This window comes from Bradyrhizobium sp. LMG 9283 (assembly GCF_045571415.1).
In the GTDB taxonomy this organism is placed as follows: domain Bacteria; phylum Pseudomonadota; class Alphaproteobacteria; order Rhizobiales; family Xanthobacteraceae; genus Bradyrhizobium.
The window spans coordinates 4776087-4790509 of sequence record NZ_CP120691.1 but is presented as its reverse complement, the minus strand read 5'-3'; the positions used below and the strand labels follow the sequence as shown (position 1 = coordinate 4790509).

Annotated in this window: 14 protein-coding genes; 9 read left to right on the top strand and 5 right to left on the bottom strand. The window is 65.0% G+C overall.

All coding sequences use genetic code 11. The features are described from left to right. Nucleotides 1–7 precede the first annotated feature (7 nt). The 5 genes from sufD to P6U29_RS22640 all read left to right on the top strand — a co-directional run bounded on the left by sufD (nt 8) and on the right by P6U29_RS22640 (nt 4050). Complete coding sequence (sufD, locus tag P6U29_RS22660; RefSeq protein WP_407112360.1) at nt 8–1330, top strand: Fe-S cluster assembly protein SufD; 1323 nt, start codon at nt 8–10, stop codon at nt 1328–1330. Next, nucleotides 1327–2574 (top strand): cysteine desulfurase, encoded by a 1248-nt coding sequence (locus tag P6U29_RS22655; RefSeq protein ID WP_407112359.1) that lies wholly within the window; start codon nt 1327–1329, stop codon nt 2572–2574. The genes sufD and P6U29_RS22655 overlap by 4 nt, the downstream gene beginning before the upstream one ends. Continuing rightward, nucleotides 2571–2942 (top strand): SUF system Fe-S cluster assembly protein, encoded by a 372-nt coding sequence (locus P6U29_RS22650; RefSeq protein WP_407112358.1) that lies wholly within the window; start codon nt 2571–2573, stop codon nt 2940–2942. The genes P6U29_RS22655 and P6U29_RS22650 overlap by 4 nt, the downstream gene beginning before the upstream one ends. A gap of 49 nt (nt 2943–2991) precedes the next feature. After that, nucleotides 2992–3393, top strand: a complete 402-nt coding sequence (locus tag P6U29_RS22645) for an iron-sulfur cluster assembly accessory protein (RefSeq protein ID WP_027572271.1) — start codon at nt 2992–2994, stop codon at nt 3391–3393. 192 nt (nt 3394–3585) lie between these two features. Continuing rightward, nucleotides 3586–4050 carry a TfoX/Sxy family protein gene (locus P6U29_RS22640; RefSeq protein WP_407112357.1) on the top strand — a complete coding sequence of 155 codons (465 nt, stop codon included), beginning with the start codon at nt 3586–3588 and terminating at the stop codon, nt 4048–4050. Nucleotides 4051–4113: 63 nt separating this feature from the next. On the opposite strand, the gene fabA is transcribed toward P6U29_RS22640, so the two are convergent. The 4 genes from fabA to P6U29_RS22620 form a co-directional block, all read right to left on the bottom strand. Continuing rightward, nucleotides 4114–4644: a bifunctional 3-hydroxydecanoyl-ACP dehydratase/trans-2-decenoyl-ACP isomerase gene (gene fabA, locus P6U29_RS22635; RefSeq protein WP_407112356.1), complete on the bottom strand. Its 531-nt coding sequence runs from the start codon at nt 4642–4644 to the stop codon at nt 4114–4116. Between the two features lie 94 nt (nt 4645–4738). Further along, on the bottom strand, nt 4739–5806 hold the full coding sequence (locus P6U29_RS22630; RefSeq protein ID WP_407112355.1) for a GGDEF domain-containing protein: 1068 nt from the start codon (nt 5804–5806) through the stop codon (nt 4739–4741). Between the two features lie 167 nt (nt 5807–5973). Continuing rightward, nucleotides 5974–7440, bottom strand: a complete 1467-nt coding sequence (locus P6U29_RS22625) for a DEAD/DEAH box helicase (protein ID WP_407112354.1) — start codon at nt 7438–7440, stop codon at nt 5974–5976. Between the two features lie 299 nt (nt 7441–7739). Continuing rightward, nucleotides 7740–8717, bottom strand: a complete 978-nt coding sequence (locus P6U29_RS22620) for a helix-turn-helix domain-containing protein (RefSeq protein WP_407112353.1) — start codon at nt 8715–8717, stop codon at nt 7740–7742. Between the two features lie 200 nt (nt 8718–8917). Here P6U29_RS22620 and P6U29_RS22615 point away from each other — a divergent pair, with 200 nt between their 5' ends. From P6U29_RS22615 to P6U29_RS22600, 4 genes are all read left to right on the top strand, one after another. Then, nucleotides 8918–10426, top strand: coding sequence for a caspase domain-containing protein (locus P6U29_RS22615; protein WP_407112352.1), 1509 nt, complete (start codon nt 8918–8920; stop codon nt 10424–10426). A 111-nt stretch (nt 10427–10537) separates the two neighbouring features. Next, complete coding sequence (locus P6U29_RS22610; protein ID WP_407112351.1) at nt 10538–10957, top strand: hypothetical protein; 420 nt, start codon at nt 10538–10540, stop codon at nt 10955–10957. Nucleotides 10958–11350: 393 nt separating this feature from the next. Continuing rightward, nucleotides 11351–12598, top strand: a complete 1248-nt coding sequence (locus tag P6U29_RS22605) for an FAD-dependent oxidoreductase (RefSeq protein WP_407112350.1) — start codon at nt 11351–11353, stop codon at nt 12596–12598. A 179-nt stretch (nt 12599–12777) separates the two neighbouring features. Further along, on the top strand, nt 12778–13539 hold the full coding sequence (locus tag P6U29_RS22600) for an outer membrane protein (RefSeq protein ID WP_407112349.1): 762 nt from the start codon (nt 12778–12780) through the stop codon (nt 13537–13539). Nucleotides 13540–13644: 105 nt separating this feature from the next. Here the strand turns inward: P6U29_RS22600 and P6U29_RS22595 are convergent, their stop codons facing one another. Next, complete coding sequence (locus P6U29_RS22595) at nt 13645–14415, bottom strand: SDR family NAD(P)-dependent oxidoreductase (protein WP_122403395.1); 771 nt, start codon at nt 14413–14415, stop codon at nt 13645–13647. Nucleotides 14416–14423: the final 8 nt, after the last annotated feature.

Below are 14423 nucleotides of genomic sequence, written 5' to 3'. Positions count from 1 at the left end.
TTTTGCGATGAACGTTGCTGTGGCAAAGACCGGAAACGGCGGCGCGGTGAGTGATCTCTTCGCCAGCGCCGAAGGTCGCTTGCCGGGTTCGCCTGACGTGATCGCGGCGCGCCGCGAGGCGTTCGAGAGCTATGAGCGTCTCGGCCTGCCGCACCGCCGGATCGAGGAATGGAAATACACCGACCTGCGCGCGCTGGTCGGCGAGGTGCTGCCGCTGGCAGCCGGCCCCGATGCGGCCGCGCTGAAGCGGGCCGCAGAAGCGGTTAAGGCCCATGCGATCGGGGGGGCCCGGAAGCTGGTGCTGGTCGACGGCGTGTTCGCCGCCGATCTTTCCGATGTGAAGGCGCTTGCCGCCGAGGTCAACGTCAAGACGCTGCGCGAGGTCCTTGCGAACGAGGCAAATCCCGCCGCCGGGGATCTCCTCCAGACGGCGTCGACCGATGCGGTCATCTCGCTCAATGCGGCCATGGCGACGGACGGCGTCGTGGTCTCGGTGGCTGACGGCACCCATTTGCCCGCGCCGATCCAGGTCATTCATGTCGCGACCGCGGCCGGTGCGTCCGCCTTCACCCGCTCGCATCTGCGGATTGGCAAAGGCGTGCGCGCCACTGTCGTAGAGAGCTTCGTCGCAGCCGGAAAGGCCGGCGGCTATCAGGTCAACGATGCGGTGATCCTCTGGGTCGGCGACGACGCCGATATCGCGCATATCCGCCTGATGGACGATGCGCCCGACGCGGTGAACGTCTCGTCGCACTTCGTCACCGTCGGCGCCAATGTGAAGTTGAACTTCTTCAACATGACAACCGGCGCGGCGGTCAGCCGCCTGCAGGGCTTCATCACGCTCTCGGGCGAGGGCAGCGAGCTCTCCGCCAACGGCGTGAACCTGTTGCAGAAGACCGAGCATGGCGACACCACGCTGGTCGTCGACCATGCCGTGCCGGATTGCGTCAGCCGCGAGACGTTCCGCGCCGTGATCGACGATCGCGCCCATTCGGTGTTCCAGGGCCGCATCATCGTCCGTCCCGACGCGCAGAAGACCGATGGCAAGATGATGACGCGGGCGCTACTGCTCTCGGACGAGGCCGAGGCCGACAACAAGCCCGAGCTCGAGATTTTTGCCGACGACGTCTCCTGCGGCCATGGCGCCACCGCCGGTGCGCTGGACGACAGCCTGCTGTTCTATCTGAAGGCCCGCGGCCTGCCGGAGAAGCAGGCCCAGGCGCTGCTGATCCAGGCCTTCGTTGGCGAGGCGATCGAGCAGATCGCCGATGATACTTTGCGCGAGCACGTGATCGGCGTGGCCGAGCGCTGGCTGGAGCGGCGGTCATGAGCACGCATCCGGCAGTCAAGAACGGTGCCTATGACGTCGCGCGCGTGCGCCAGGATTTTCCGGCGCTGGCCATGCAGGTCTATGGCAAGAAGCTGGTCTATCTCGACAACGCGGCCTCGGCGCAGAAGCCGCAGTCCGTGCTCGACCGCATGACGCAGGCCTATACGAGCGAATACGCCAACGTGCATCGCGGCCTGCACTACCTCGCCAATGCGGCGACGGAGGCCTACGAGGGCGCACGGGCAAAGGTCGCGCGGTTCGTCAACGCCCGCCGGACAGAGGAAATCATCTTCACCCGCAACGTCACCGAGGCCATCAACCTCGTGGCGTCGTCCTGGGGCGAGTCGAACATCAAGCAGGGCGACGAGATCGTCCTCTCGATCATGGAGCACCATTCTAATATCGTGCCCTGGCATTTCCTCAGGGAACGCCATGGCGCAGTGATCAAATGGGCGCCCGTCGATGACGAGGGCAATTTCCTGATCGACGAGTTCGAGAAGCTGCTGACGCCGAAGACCAAGCTTGTCGCCATCACCCAGATGTCGAACGCGCTCGGAACGTTCGTTCCGATCAAGGAGGTGGTGCGGCTGGCCCATGATCGCGGCATTCCGGTGCTGGTCGACGGTGCGCAAGGCGCGGTGCATCTGCCCATCGACGTGCAGGATCTCGACTGCGATTTTTACGCGTTCACCGGCCACAAGATCTATGGCCCGACCGGCATCGGCGCGCTCTATGCCAAGCATGAGCACCTCGTCGCGATGCGCCCCTTCAACGGCGGCGGCGAGATGATCCGCGAGGTTGCGAAGGATTGGGTCACCTATGGCGATCCGCCGCACAAGTTCGAAGCCGGCACTCCGCCCATCGTCGAAGCGATCGGCCTCGGCGCCGCCATCGACTACGTCAACTCGATCGGCAAGGAGCGCATCGCCGCTCACGAGCACGATCTCACTACCTATGCCCAGCAGCGCTTGCGCGAGATCAACTCGCTGCGGCTGATCGGCACGGCGCGGGGCAAGGGCCCGGTGATCTCCTTCGAGCTCAAGGGCGCACACGCCCATGACGTCGCCACCGTGATCGACCGCCAGGGCATTGCGGTGCGCGCCGGCACCCATTGCGTGATGCCGCTTTTAGAGCGGTTCAACGTGACTGCCACCTGCCGGGCTTCGTTCGGCATGTATAATACGCGGGAAGAAGTCGATCATCTGGCACAGGCGCTTTTGAAGGCGCGGGATTTGTTCGCATGAGTGACACGGCCGAAATCAAAGCCAATCCGATGGAGACCCGGTCGGCGCTGCCGCCTGAGGAGACCGAGCGCCTGACCACCGAGATCATCGCGGGGCTCAAGACCGTGTTCGACCCGGAGATCCCCGCCGACATCTACGAGCTCGGTCTGATCTACAAGGTCGAGATCAAGGACGATCGTTCGGTCGACGTGCTGATGACCCTGACGACGCCGAACTGCCCGGCCGCCGGCGAACTGCCGACCATGGTCGAGAACGCGGTCGCCAGCGTTCCCGGCGTCGGCGTGGTCGACGTCAAGGTCGTCTGGGAGCCGCCGTGGTCGCCGGAACGCATGAGCGACGAGGCGCGCCTCGTGCTCAACATGTGGTGACGGTGTCAGCCCGCATTGAATTCGCTCCGCAACGGACCACATAAATAACATGACCCAGGCGACACCAGCATCCTCCACTCCGAAGCCGCGGCGGCCGCGCCCGCAGGTGATGCGGCTGACGGACGCTGCTGCCAAGCGCATTACCGAGCTGACCCAGCGTGCGGATTCGGAGATCGTCGGCCTGCGCGTCGGGGTGAAGAACGGCGGCTGCGCCGGCCAATCCTACACGGTCGAGTACGCCCACGAGATCCGCCCGACCGACGAGGTCGTCGAGGACAAGGGCGTCAAGATCCTGGTCGATCCCAAGGCCGTGCTGTTCCTGCTCGGCACCGAGATGGACTACAAGGCCGACAAGATGCAGGCCCAGTTCGTCTTCAACAATCCCAACCAGGTCTCCGCCTGCGGCTGCGGCGAATCGGTCGAGCTGCGGCCGGCCAAGATCGACGGGTAATTTCTTCTCGCTTCTCTCGTGTCCCGGATGCGCTGCAGCTCGCTTGCGCTGCTGCGCAGAGCCGGGACCCACGCTATAGTTTTCGCTGTAGAGTGGCTGGACCCCGGCTCAGCAGCGCCATAGCGAGTCGAAGACGCGCGTAAACGCGCCTATGACACGCTGCGCTGCGTCCGGGGCACGAGAGGGCTGCCCATGGACCGTGAATTCCTAACCGACCTGTTCGCCGATTTCGGCCCCGTCACCATCCGCAAGATGTTCTCCGGCTACGGCATCTCCGCCGACGGCGTCAATTTCGCGCTGTCGCTGCGTGCCGGCCTGTTCTTCCGCGTCGACGAGACGACCATCCCGGATTTCGAGGCCGAAGGCTCAAAGCCGTTCCAGTACGCGACCCGCGCCAAGACCGTGGTGGTCAATTCCTACTGGGAGCTGCCTGCACGCCTGTTCGACGATTCCGCAGAGCTTGCCCAATGGGCGAGGGCGGCACTCGCCGCGGCCCAGCGCGCCAAGGTGAAGAAGCGGCCGAAGGGCAAGAAGGCGCTAACGAAGGCCGCAGGTAAGCCGCCGAAGAAGGCAGTCAAGAAAACGGTGCGTAGGGTGGGCAAAGCGACTCGTCCGCCGAAGCTCGCGGAGCGAAGGCGGAAGCGCGCCCACCGTTAGGCTGCTGGTTGTGGAGAGATGGTGGGCACGGCGCTTGCGCGCCTTTGCCCACCGTACAGGACTTCAATCCACGGCCTTGGTCAGGCCGACCCTCATATCCTTGGCCGTGAAGACAGAGGTGCCGTCGGCAAGCACGCGGCCGTCGGCAATTCCGAGCACCAGCTTGCCGCGCCGGACCATGCGCATCGCGACCTCGTAACGCACGCGTTTTGTGTCAGGTGTAATGGTCCCCGTGCACTCCACTTCGCCGACGCCGATGGCGCGGCCTTTGCCCGGAGAGCCCGACCAGCCGAGCCAATAGCCGATCATCTGCCACATGGCGTCGAGGCCCAAGGAGGCCGGCATCATCGGGTCGCCGTGATAATGGCAATCGAAGAACCAGTGGCTCGGCGTGATGTCCAACTCGCCGACGACATGGCCCTTGCCGAACTCACCGCCGTCCAGGCTGATCTCGGTGATGCGGTCCATCATCAGCATCGGCGGTGCCGGCAGCTGCGCATTGCCCGGCCCGAAATAGCCGCCTTCGCTCGATCTCAGCAGCTCGTCCCTGGTGTAGGACGGCTGCGGCGTATGGAAATCATGAGGATTGGGCAAGGTGATAAGTCCTCGATGCCCGCGGTCAGGCACCACGGCGGCGAGGAAGATGTCGGTCGGCAAGTTGGAATGTCAAGCGCGGACGGCGGACGTCTCACGCCACCCGGCTGTGCGTCTCGACCGCGTATTCGGGGTCGGCTTCGCAGATCACGCGGTTGCGGCCGTTGCGCTTGGCGGCGTAGAGGCAGGCATCCGCACGCTCGATCAGCGCGTCGGTGTCGTCGCCCTCCTTGAGCATGGAGACGCCGACGGAGATGGTGACGCGGCCGAGGATCTCGCCGGTCGATTTCTTCTTCAATTCCTTCGCCATCACGGCGCGGCGGATGTGGTCGGCCACGGTGAGCGCCTGGCGCAGCGCGGTGTTGGGCAGCACGACCGCGAATTCCTCGCCGCCATAGCGCGCGGTGATGTCCTGGCCCTTGATGGTCTGCTTCAGCGACAGGCCGACGAGCCGCAGCACCTGGTCGCCGGTGAGATGGCCGTAGGAATCGTTGAACGACTTGAAGTGATCGATGTCGAACAGCAGCAGCGACAGCGGCTCGCCCGAGGCGAGCGCGCTCTGCACGGCCATGCCGATCATGCGGTCGAAATATTTGCGGTTGCCGAGGCCGGTGAGCGGATCGGTCAGGCTCTCGGCGCGGATCGCTTCCAGGCTCTGCTGGAGATTGCTGATCTCGTTCTTCGACAGCGTCAGCCGGTCTTCCAGTGCCTTGTTGGTCTGACGCATCTCGCTGGTCGAGCGCAGCAGCGCCTCGACGATTGCCTTGATCTGGTCGCGACCCTTGGCCGACGACAGCTTGTCGGCCGCGCCCGACAGGCTGGCATCGTAGGCGCCGGTCATGCCGAGCGCCTCGCCCAAGACCTTCATCACGTCGTCGATCTCGCCGATGACGCGCGCGCCGACCTTGTCGATGCGGTCGGTAGTCTTGATGTGGGAGAGATAGGTCTCGTAGATTTGCTCGAGATCGGCTTCGGTCAGCTTGCCGCTGCGCGCCAGCGTCTCGTTGATAATCTTGTTGAGCGGCGCGTTGTAGCCGGTGGCGTAGACGTACCAAATCTCATAGTTGCGGGGAATTGCCGTCTGCCGAAGCGATCGGATCTGACCGAGCGCCACCTCAGCGAACGCCATCGTGCGTTCGTGTTCGTCGAGCACCTTGATCACGGAACATACCCCACAACGGTCGGCGCGCCATCGACCGCAGCAATGCTTAAATTATGTTCGTAGACTAACGGACGATCGTGAACGCCCCGTAAATATACGTCCACGGAACGTCTAAAAACGTGTAATTCATATTTCTGCAATCGAAACCGGAAGTGCGCTCGCGCGCTTCAGGCGCCGGCAGGGGAGCGAACCGGCCGCAGCAGAAACGCCGGCAGATGCGAGTGATCGCCCGGCTCGGTGTCGATCTCGCGCTGGCGGCGCGGCTCGGGACGGCCGATCGAGGGCACATGGGAGGCGTTGGCCTGCTGGCGCGCATCGTGCCGCGGCTCCGTCCGACGCTTGTCGTCGGACCGATGCCTTGCCTCGGCGGGCTGTCGCGCCTCGCGCGGCTCATGGCTGCGCTCGCGGTCGCGGCCGCGCTGCGGCTTGCCGCGTCCGCCGCGTGAACGTTCACGACCGCGCTGCTCGCGCAGACGCTCGCTGGCATCGGATGCCTCGGCCGCGACTTCGTAATCGCCTTCGGCGCGCGGAATGCTCTGGCCGATCAGCTTTTCGATCGCCGCCATCGACTTCTGGTCGAGCGGTGTCACGATCGAGATCGCAGTGCCGGTTCGCCCGGCGCGGCCGGTCCGGCCGATGCGGTGGACGTAGTCGTCGGCGTGATGGGGAACGTCGAAATTGAAGACGTGGCTGACCTCGGGAATGTCGAGGCCGCGGGCGGCGACGTCGGAGGCGACGAGCAGCGGCAGCTCACCCTTGCGGAACTGGTCGAGCGCGGCCATGCGGGCCGGCTGGTCCATGTCGCCATGCAGCGCTCCGACGCTGAAGCCGTGCTTCTGAAGCGATTTGTGAACGATCGCGACCTCGCGCTTGCGATTGCAGAAGATGATCGCGTTCTTGAGGTCCTTGGCCTCGCGCAGCAGCCGGCGAAGCAGCTCGCGCTTCTCGTGCGCCTCGCGTCCGGCGGGCACCTGGGCTTGCGTGACGGTGACGGCGGTGGTGGCGGGCCGGGAGACCTCGACCTTTTGCGGATTGTGCAGGAAGGCTTCGGTGATGCGCCGGATTTCCGGCGGCATGGTCGCGGTGAAGAACAGGGTCTGCCGCGTGAACGGGACGAGCTTGCAGATGCGCTCGATGTCGGGAATGAAGCCCATGTCCAGCATGCGGTCGGCCTCGTCGATGACGAGCAGCTCGACGCCGGTGAGCAGGAGGCCGCCGCGCTCGGTATGGTCGAGCAGGCGGCCGGGGGTTGCGATGAGCACGTCGACGCCGCGCATCAGCTTGGCATCCTGGTCGCCGAAGGAGACGCCGCCGATCAGAAGGGCGACGTTGAGTTTCTGGCCGGCGCCGTAGCGGTCGAAGTTTTCCTTCACCTGGGCCGCGAGCTCGCGGGTCGGCTCGAGGATCAGCGTGCGCGGCATGCGGGCCCGGGCGCGCCCTTTTTCGAGGATGGTGAGCATCGGCAGCACGAAGGCCGCGGTCTTGCCGGTGCCGGTCTGGGCGATGCCGAGCACGTCCTTGCGTGCGAGGACGTGGGGGATCGCCTGTTCCTGAATGGGGGTGGGGTTGGTGTAACCGGTGGCCGCCACTGCGGCGAGGACTTTTTCGGACAGTCCGAGATGAGAAAAGGACATTGAGCCTCTGGTCGAAACCGCCGTTCGGAATCGAGGGTAATAAGGCTGTCGCGTTCCACCCCGAAACGGCGCGCTCTCAAAGAAGCTGGGGGTGCTGACTCACGCGGACAAAGCGCAAGGCCCAGGAATCGCTCTTCGATCTGAGCCGCGTCGCCCCGGAACATAGGGAGGAATTGGCCAAAGTCAATGGAGCAGGCGCGGGAAGGCCCTAAAAAGCCTGAGGCTTTTGCCCAAATCACGGGCGCGGCTTGGGTTTTCCGCTCCTTTGGCGGTCAGGCCAGAACCGCCAAGACGAAGGGTTAATGCCCGTTCGAAGCCTTGGCCCGAAAGTCGCCGGGAGCCATGCCATAGGCGGCGTTGAACACCCGGTAGTAGGTCGCCAGGCTCTCGAAGCCGCAGGAGACCGCGATGTCGGCGATCAGCCGTTCCGGCGCCTCGCGCATCAGGCGGCGGCTCTGTTTCAGGCGCTCGCCGGTCACGGTCTGCGAGAAGCTCTTCTCCGCCGTCTCGAACAGCATGTGCAGGTGACGCACGGAGACGCCGAGCTGGTCGGCGACCATGGTCGGCGCGAGATTGGGGTCCTGAAGGTGGCGCGCGATCAGGCGTCGGGCCTGCGAGAGGCGGGCGGTCCGCAGCGCGGCCTGGCCGCGCCGACTGCCGGGCCGCACGATGCCGCGCTCGATCAGCGCCAGATGGGCCAAAGCTTGAACCAAGGAGGTCTGGACCACAGAGGCCGCATCGGCGGCGGCATCATCCGCGGCGGCCTCGCCGAGATCGGCAAAGCAGGCGGCGAGCAGGGGTGCCAGGGCCGGATCGTTGAAGGTCCGGGGCGACAGCTCGCGCATGCGCTTGTCCTGCGCCGGGATGCTGCTCATCGGGATCTTCAGGATCCGGAGATGGAAGCCGCCGGCGCCCAGTGGGGCGGTGCGGTAGGGCAGGTCGGTGTGGCTGGTGGCGAAGCTGCCGCTCGCGATCGCAAAGTCGCTTGTCCGCATGCCGCCGAACCAGCCGCCGCTGCCGAGCTGCTGGTAGACGCAAATCGCGTTACCTGGGGTGTTGGCGATGTCGGACGCGCTGCGCTCGACCGCGTAGGGCGAAGCCTTCAGCTCGACGAGGCCGGCGCCGTCGAGCTGACGCAGCGAGAATTCGCCGAAGAAGTCCGCGCGCCGTTCGCGCGCGAGCTCGGCGGTGACGCCGAACAACCCCTTGGCCCGCACCTCGCGCCAATAGTCGAAGCGCTCATGTGGCTCCACCTCGTCCGTACACCAGCGCAACACGGCGGCCCCTCGCTTCCGGCGAAATCGTCCAATCTGAAGCAGATTCCAACGGAATCTGCCATAGCGCAGATCGTGCAATCGGAGCCCTAGGCCCCTTGAACCGTCGTTGCGTCTGGGCCGACTATCACACAGCGGCAGGGGGCATGGACTGCTGCTCGAAGGAATCGGCGCAGGGCCGTTCGGCAACGGGAAATTACGCGATGACGCGTCGGCTTTTCAGAATTCTGGCGGCCCTTGGCCTCGCGGCGAGCCTGAGCGGCTTCGCAGCTCCCGCCCACGCCGAGAAGCGTGTCGCGCTGGTCGTCGGCAACAACGATTACAGGAACGTGCCGAAGCTGCTCAAGGCGGTCAACGACGCCCGCACCATGGGTGACACGCTGAAGCAGCTCGGCTTTTCGGTGATGGTCGCCGAGAACCAGAACCGGCAGCAATTCTCCGAGACGCTGCTCGCGTTCGACAAGGCGATTGAGCCCGGCGACACTGCGTTCTTCTTCTACGCCGGCCACGGCTTCGAGATCGCCGGCCAGAATTACCTGCTGCCGACCGACGTGCCGGCGGCGACGGAAGGACAGGAAGAGCTGGTGCGCGACGCCTCGATCCTGGCCGACCGCATCGTCGAGCGCCTCCAGAACAAGAAGGCGCGCACCTCCATCCTGGTGTTCGACGCCTGCCGCAACAACCCATTCGAGCGCAAGGGCACCCGCGCGGTCGCCGGCGGCGGGGGGCTTGCGCCGATGACGCAGCTGCCCGAAGGCGTGTTCTCGGTGTTCTCGGCAGGACCTCGCCAGACCGCGCTCGATCGTCTGTCCAATGACGACACCAATCCCAATTCGGTGTTCACGCGCACTTTCGCCAAGGAGCTGCTGCAGCCCGGCGAGAACCTCGTACAGGTGGCGCAGCGCACGCGTCGTCTGGTCAGCGAGATGGCAGACACCGTCAAGCACAGGCAGGTGCCGGTCTATTTCGACCAGATGGTCGACGATGTCTTCCTCAGCGGCATGGCGAAGGATACCGCCGCGCGGCTGGCCGAGCCGCCGCAGAAGCTTGCGGCGCTGCCGCCGGTGTCGGTGCCGCAGATCCCGAAGGAGGAGACGATCAACGCGCCGATCGCGAGCTTCTCGCGGCACAATGGCGGCTGGAGCATTACGTTCTCCTTCGCCGACCCGACGCTCGGCATTTCCTGGCGCATCGCCGGCAAGAGTGATTTCCGCGAGACCGGCTTCATCGACACGCTCGATCCGCGCACCCGCAAGCGGATGCCGAACCCGTCGATCGAGCTGCCGCCGGATGCGCAGGCCGGCACCATCGAGGTCCGCTATGTCGATCAGTCCGGCGAGATGCAGGGACCGTTCCCGATCAAGTTCGATCCCGAGGCCGCGCTGATCCGCGACCAGCGCAAGATCCTCGACATGACATCGACGAGCTGGCTGTCGTTCCGCGAGTTCAATGGCCTATTGGTCTACTACACGCACCTCGTGTCCTACCGCTGCGCCATCCGCGAGGTGCGCATCGGCATCGACACCGCCGTGCCCAACCAGGTGCTGAAGATGCCGCCTTGCGACATGCGCGACCCCAGCGCAATCACCGCCGGCATGCCGCTCTACATCAAGCTCGCACCAAGCACGCAGTCGGTCTCGGTGGAGCTGACCTATCGCGACGGCAGCGTCTCGGAAATCAAGAGCTTTCGCAGCGCGAACCGCAGCAATTGATGGTCCCGCGGGACTGATCGGAGGAGCCGAGGAGAGCGGACACCCGTTTCCCCCAGGTGAAGGAACATCTCCGGGCGACTTGGATTGTCTGCCAAACCAGGGAGACGATCCATGATCCGCAAATCCATCCTCGTGACCATCGCTTGTGCCGCACTTTCGACGGCGGCCTTTGCTCAAGGCGGCGGTGGTGCCGGCGGTAGCGGTGCTGGTGCAGCTGCGGGCGCCGGCACGGGTACCGGTGGCGCCAGCGCGGGATCTGCCGCCAGCTCAGGTGTCGGAGTGGGCTCGTCATCCAGCAGCGCCAACTCGGGGCCGTCGGCTCCCTCCGGGATGGGAACGCATGACGCCACCACGGGAGCCAACATCAACACCAATACCGGCCCGACCAATCCGAACGTTCAGGCTCCAACTGCAAACGCTAGGACGCCGGCAGCAGCGCAAGCCGAGCGAAACATGGGCGTCGGTCACGCACCCAACGGGTTGCCGATCGGCAGTCCGGGCACCGGGACCAGCAACGAGGACCAGAAATAGTCTGGTCCCGTTTCAGGCAGGGCTATCGCACATGACACGTAGGCGGCGGCCTGTACGCCTCGTCCTTCGAGACGGCGCTTACGCGCCTCCTCAGGATGAGGTTAATCGGCATCAAGGCCCGTTGAAACTGCTGCCGCGCACTCCGTCCTCATCCTGAAGGAGCCCGCCCAAAGCGGGCGTCTCGAGGGTTGGCCGCAGGGAAAACCCTCAAATGCGATAGCTTCCCGTCTTCAGGCAAGGCCCGTGCTTTGCGGGTCTTTTTGTCAGGCACTTGTTTGCTGCTGAAAACCGCGGTGGGCTTTTCCCTGCAAATTGAGACTGCCTTCGGCATGAATCGCGCTACTATCGTCCGGTATAGCTCGATCGATACTCACATTGCGGATCGCGGCGGCAATGACCTCCGACCAACAACAAAACCGGACCATCAGGGTCCGCTGCTGCATCGTCGGCGGCGGGCCGGCCGGCATGATGCTCGGCTATCTCCTGGGACGGTCCGGCATCGATGTCGTGGTGCTGGAGAAGCATGCGGATTTCTTCCGCGACTTCCGCGGTGACACCGTGCATCCCTCGACGCTTCAGGTGATGGACGAACTCGGGCTGATCGACGGCTTCCTGAAGCTGCCGCACCAGCGCCTGCAGAAAATGGATGGCCTGTTCGGCGGCACGCCGGTGCGCATTGCCGATCTCAGCCGGCTCCATACCAAGTACCCCTTCATCGCCTTCATGCCGCAATGGGATTTCCTGAATTTCCTCCGTGAGGCCGGCCGGCGCTTTGCGCAGCTCAAGGTGATGATGAGCACGGAGGCGGTGGATCTGATCCGCCGCGGCGAGACGGTCGCCGGCGTGCGGGCGAAGACGCCTGACGGCTTCATCGACATCGAGGCTGACCTCACCATCGCCTGCGACGGCCGCCATTCGACGGTGCGCGAGCGCGCTGGCCTTGCCGTCGAGGAGATCGGCGCGCCGATGGACGTGCTCTGGTTCCGCGCCGGCCGAAGGCCCGAGGAGACCGAAAACCTCTTCGCGCGGATCGAGCCTGGCAAGATGATGGTCACCTTCGACCGCGGCGATTACTGGCAATGCGCCTATGTCATCGCAAAAGGGCAGTATGAGGCAGTGAAGGCGAGGGGACTATCGGCGCTGCTCGACGATATCGTGCGCATGGCGCCGATCCTTCGATCCGGCATCGCCGAGGTGAAGAGCTTCGACGACGTCAAGCTGCTCACCGTCGCGATCAACCGCCTGCCGCGCTGGACGCAGCCGGGCCTGCTGTGCATCGGCGATGCCGCGCATGCGATGTCGCCGGTCGGCGGCGTCGGCGTCAATCTCGCCGTGCAAGATGCGGTCGCGACTGCCAATCTGCTGGCGGACAAGCTGCAGCACGGTTGTCCCTCGGAGAACGAGCTCGATGCCGTACGCCGTCGCCGCGAGTTTCCGGTGAAGATGACGCAAGCAATGCAGGTGATCGTGCAGAACAACATCATCAGCGGTGCCTTGCAGGGCGGCGATCGACCGCTGAAGGTGCCGCTGATCGTGCGCCTCATTACGGCGCTGCCGTGGCTGCAGGGCATTCCGGCGCGCCTGCTTGCGCTTGGCGTGCGGCCCGAGCACGTGCATTCGAGAGCCGCGTCGGCATCCTAGCGTAAGGCTTCGGTAGGGATAACGCCGTGCTAAATCGCGCACGGCGCGTTGCGCGCCTGCAACAGCGTCAACGGATTCACGGCGCAGTGCGTGCCCAGCCGCCACATTAACCGTGTTGATTTCAATTTTAGTAAGAGCCGTCTGTGACCGTGCGGCCATCAAAGGACACGGGGTGTACCATGCGTAACAAATTGATTGCCGCCTTCGCCTGCACGACGGCTCTGGCTTCGACCGGCGCGGCTTCCGCCGCCGATCTCGCTGCGCGCTACACGAAGGCGCCCGCCTATGTCGAGCCGCTGTTCACCTGGACCGGCTTCTATGTCGGCGGCCACATCGGTGGCGCATGGACCAACGAGCAGTTCATCAACAACGGGATCGGCGCGGCGTTCGGCGATTTGCTTCCGGGAGAGGGCTATCGTCAGCGCAACTCGGGCGTCATGGGCGGCGCGCAGATCGGCTACAACTGGCAGGCCAACAACTACGTGTTCGGTGTCGAAGGCACGATCTCCGGCCTCGACAACAAGGGTACGGTCGTGAACACCGCGTTCGCCCCGGCGAACGATGTATTCTCCTGGCGTGCCAATGTGCTGGCAACGGTCGTCGGCCGCGCCGGCTTTGCCGTGCAGAACAACCTGTTCTACATCAAGGGCGGCTATGCGGGGGTCAACAACCGGCTCTCGGTCACCGACCCGGTTGTGGCGGGTACGGGCGGACAGACTCACTGGGCCAATGGCTGGACCGTCGGCGCCGGCTGGGAATACGGCATCACGCGCAACTGGATCGTCGGCCTCGAATACAACTATGCGGCCTTCGGCAGCCAGACCTATCAGCTCGGTGGCACGGCGGGCAATTACACCTTCGATGCCAAGCCGCGTGACATCCAGTGGGCCGTCGTGCGTGCGAGCTACAAGTTCGACGCGCCGACCATCGCCCGCTACTGAGCACGTCGACGCAACGCGACCAACGATCAAAAACGAGCACTGCCAAAATTCAAAAGCCCCGGCTTCCACCGGGGCTTCTTTTTGCGTTGTGGTGCAGGCCCGGCCTCAGGCCATCACCGAGAATCCGCCGTCGACCGGGATCGCGGTGCCCGTGACGAAGTTCGACGCGGGCGAGGCGAGGAACACGGCGATGCCGGCGAAGTCGTCGATGTCACCCCAGCGCCCCGCGGGCGTGCGCGCCAGCACGCGCTCGTGCAGCCCCGAGACCTGCTGCCGCGCGCCGCGGGTGAGGTCGGTGTCGATCCAGCCCGGCAGTATGGCGTTGACTTGGATGTTGTCGGGCGCCCAGGCATTGGCGCAGGCGCGCGTGTACTGCACGATGCCGCCCTTGCTCGCCGCATAGGCGGTCGCAAAGCTCGCGCCGAAGATCGACATCATCGAGCCGATATTGATCACCTTGCCGTTGCCGGATGCCTTCAGCGCCGGATAGGCCAGCTTCGAGCACACGAAGGCGCTGGTGAGGTTGGTGTCGATCACCTTGTTCCATTCGTCGAGCTCGAGCTCGTGCGGCGGCTTGCGGATGCTCATGCCGGCATTGTTGACGAGGACGTCGATGCGGCCGAGCTCCTTGACGACGCGGTCGATCATGGCCGCGACCGCCGCTTTGTCGGTCACGTCGGTCGCGACGGCAATCGCCTTCACGCCGCGCTGCCTGAGATCGGCGACCGCTTCCGCGGACTTGGTCTCGTTGCGTCCGATCACGGCGATGTCGGCGCCGGCATCGGCAAGGCCGCGCGCCATGCCGAGCCCGATGCCGCCATTGCCTCCCGTGACGATCGCGACCTTGCCGCGGAGATCGAACCGGCTGGATGTCATGCTTGTAT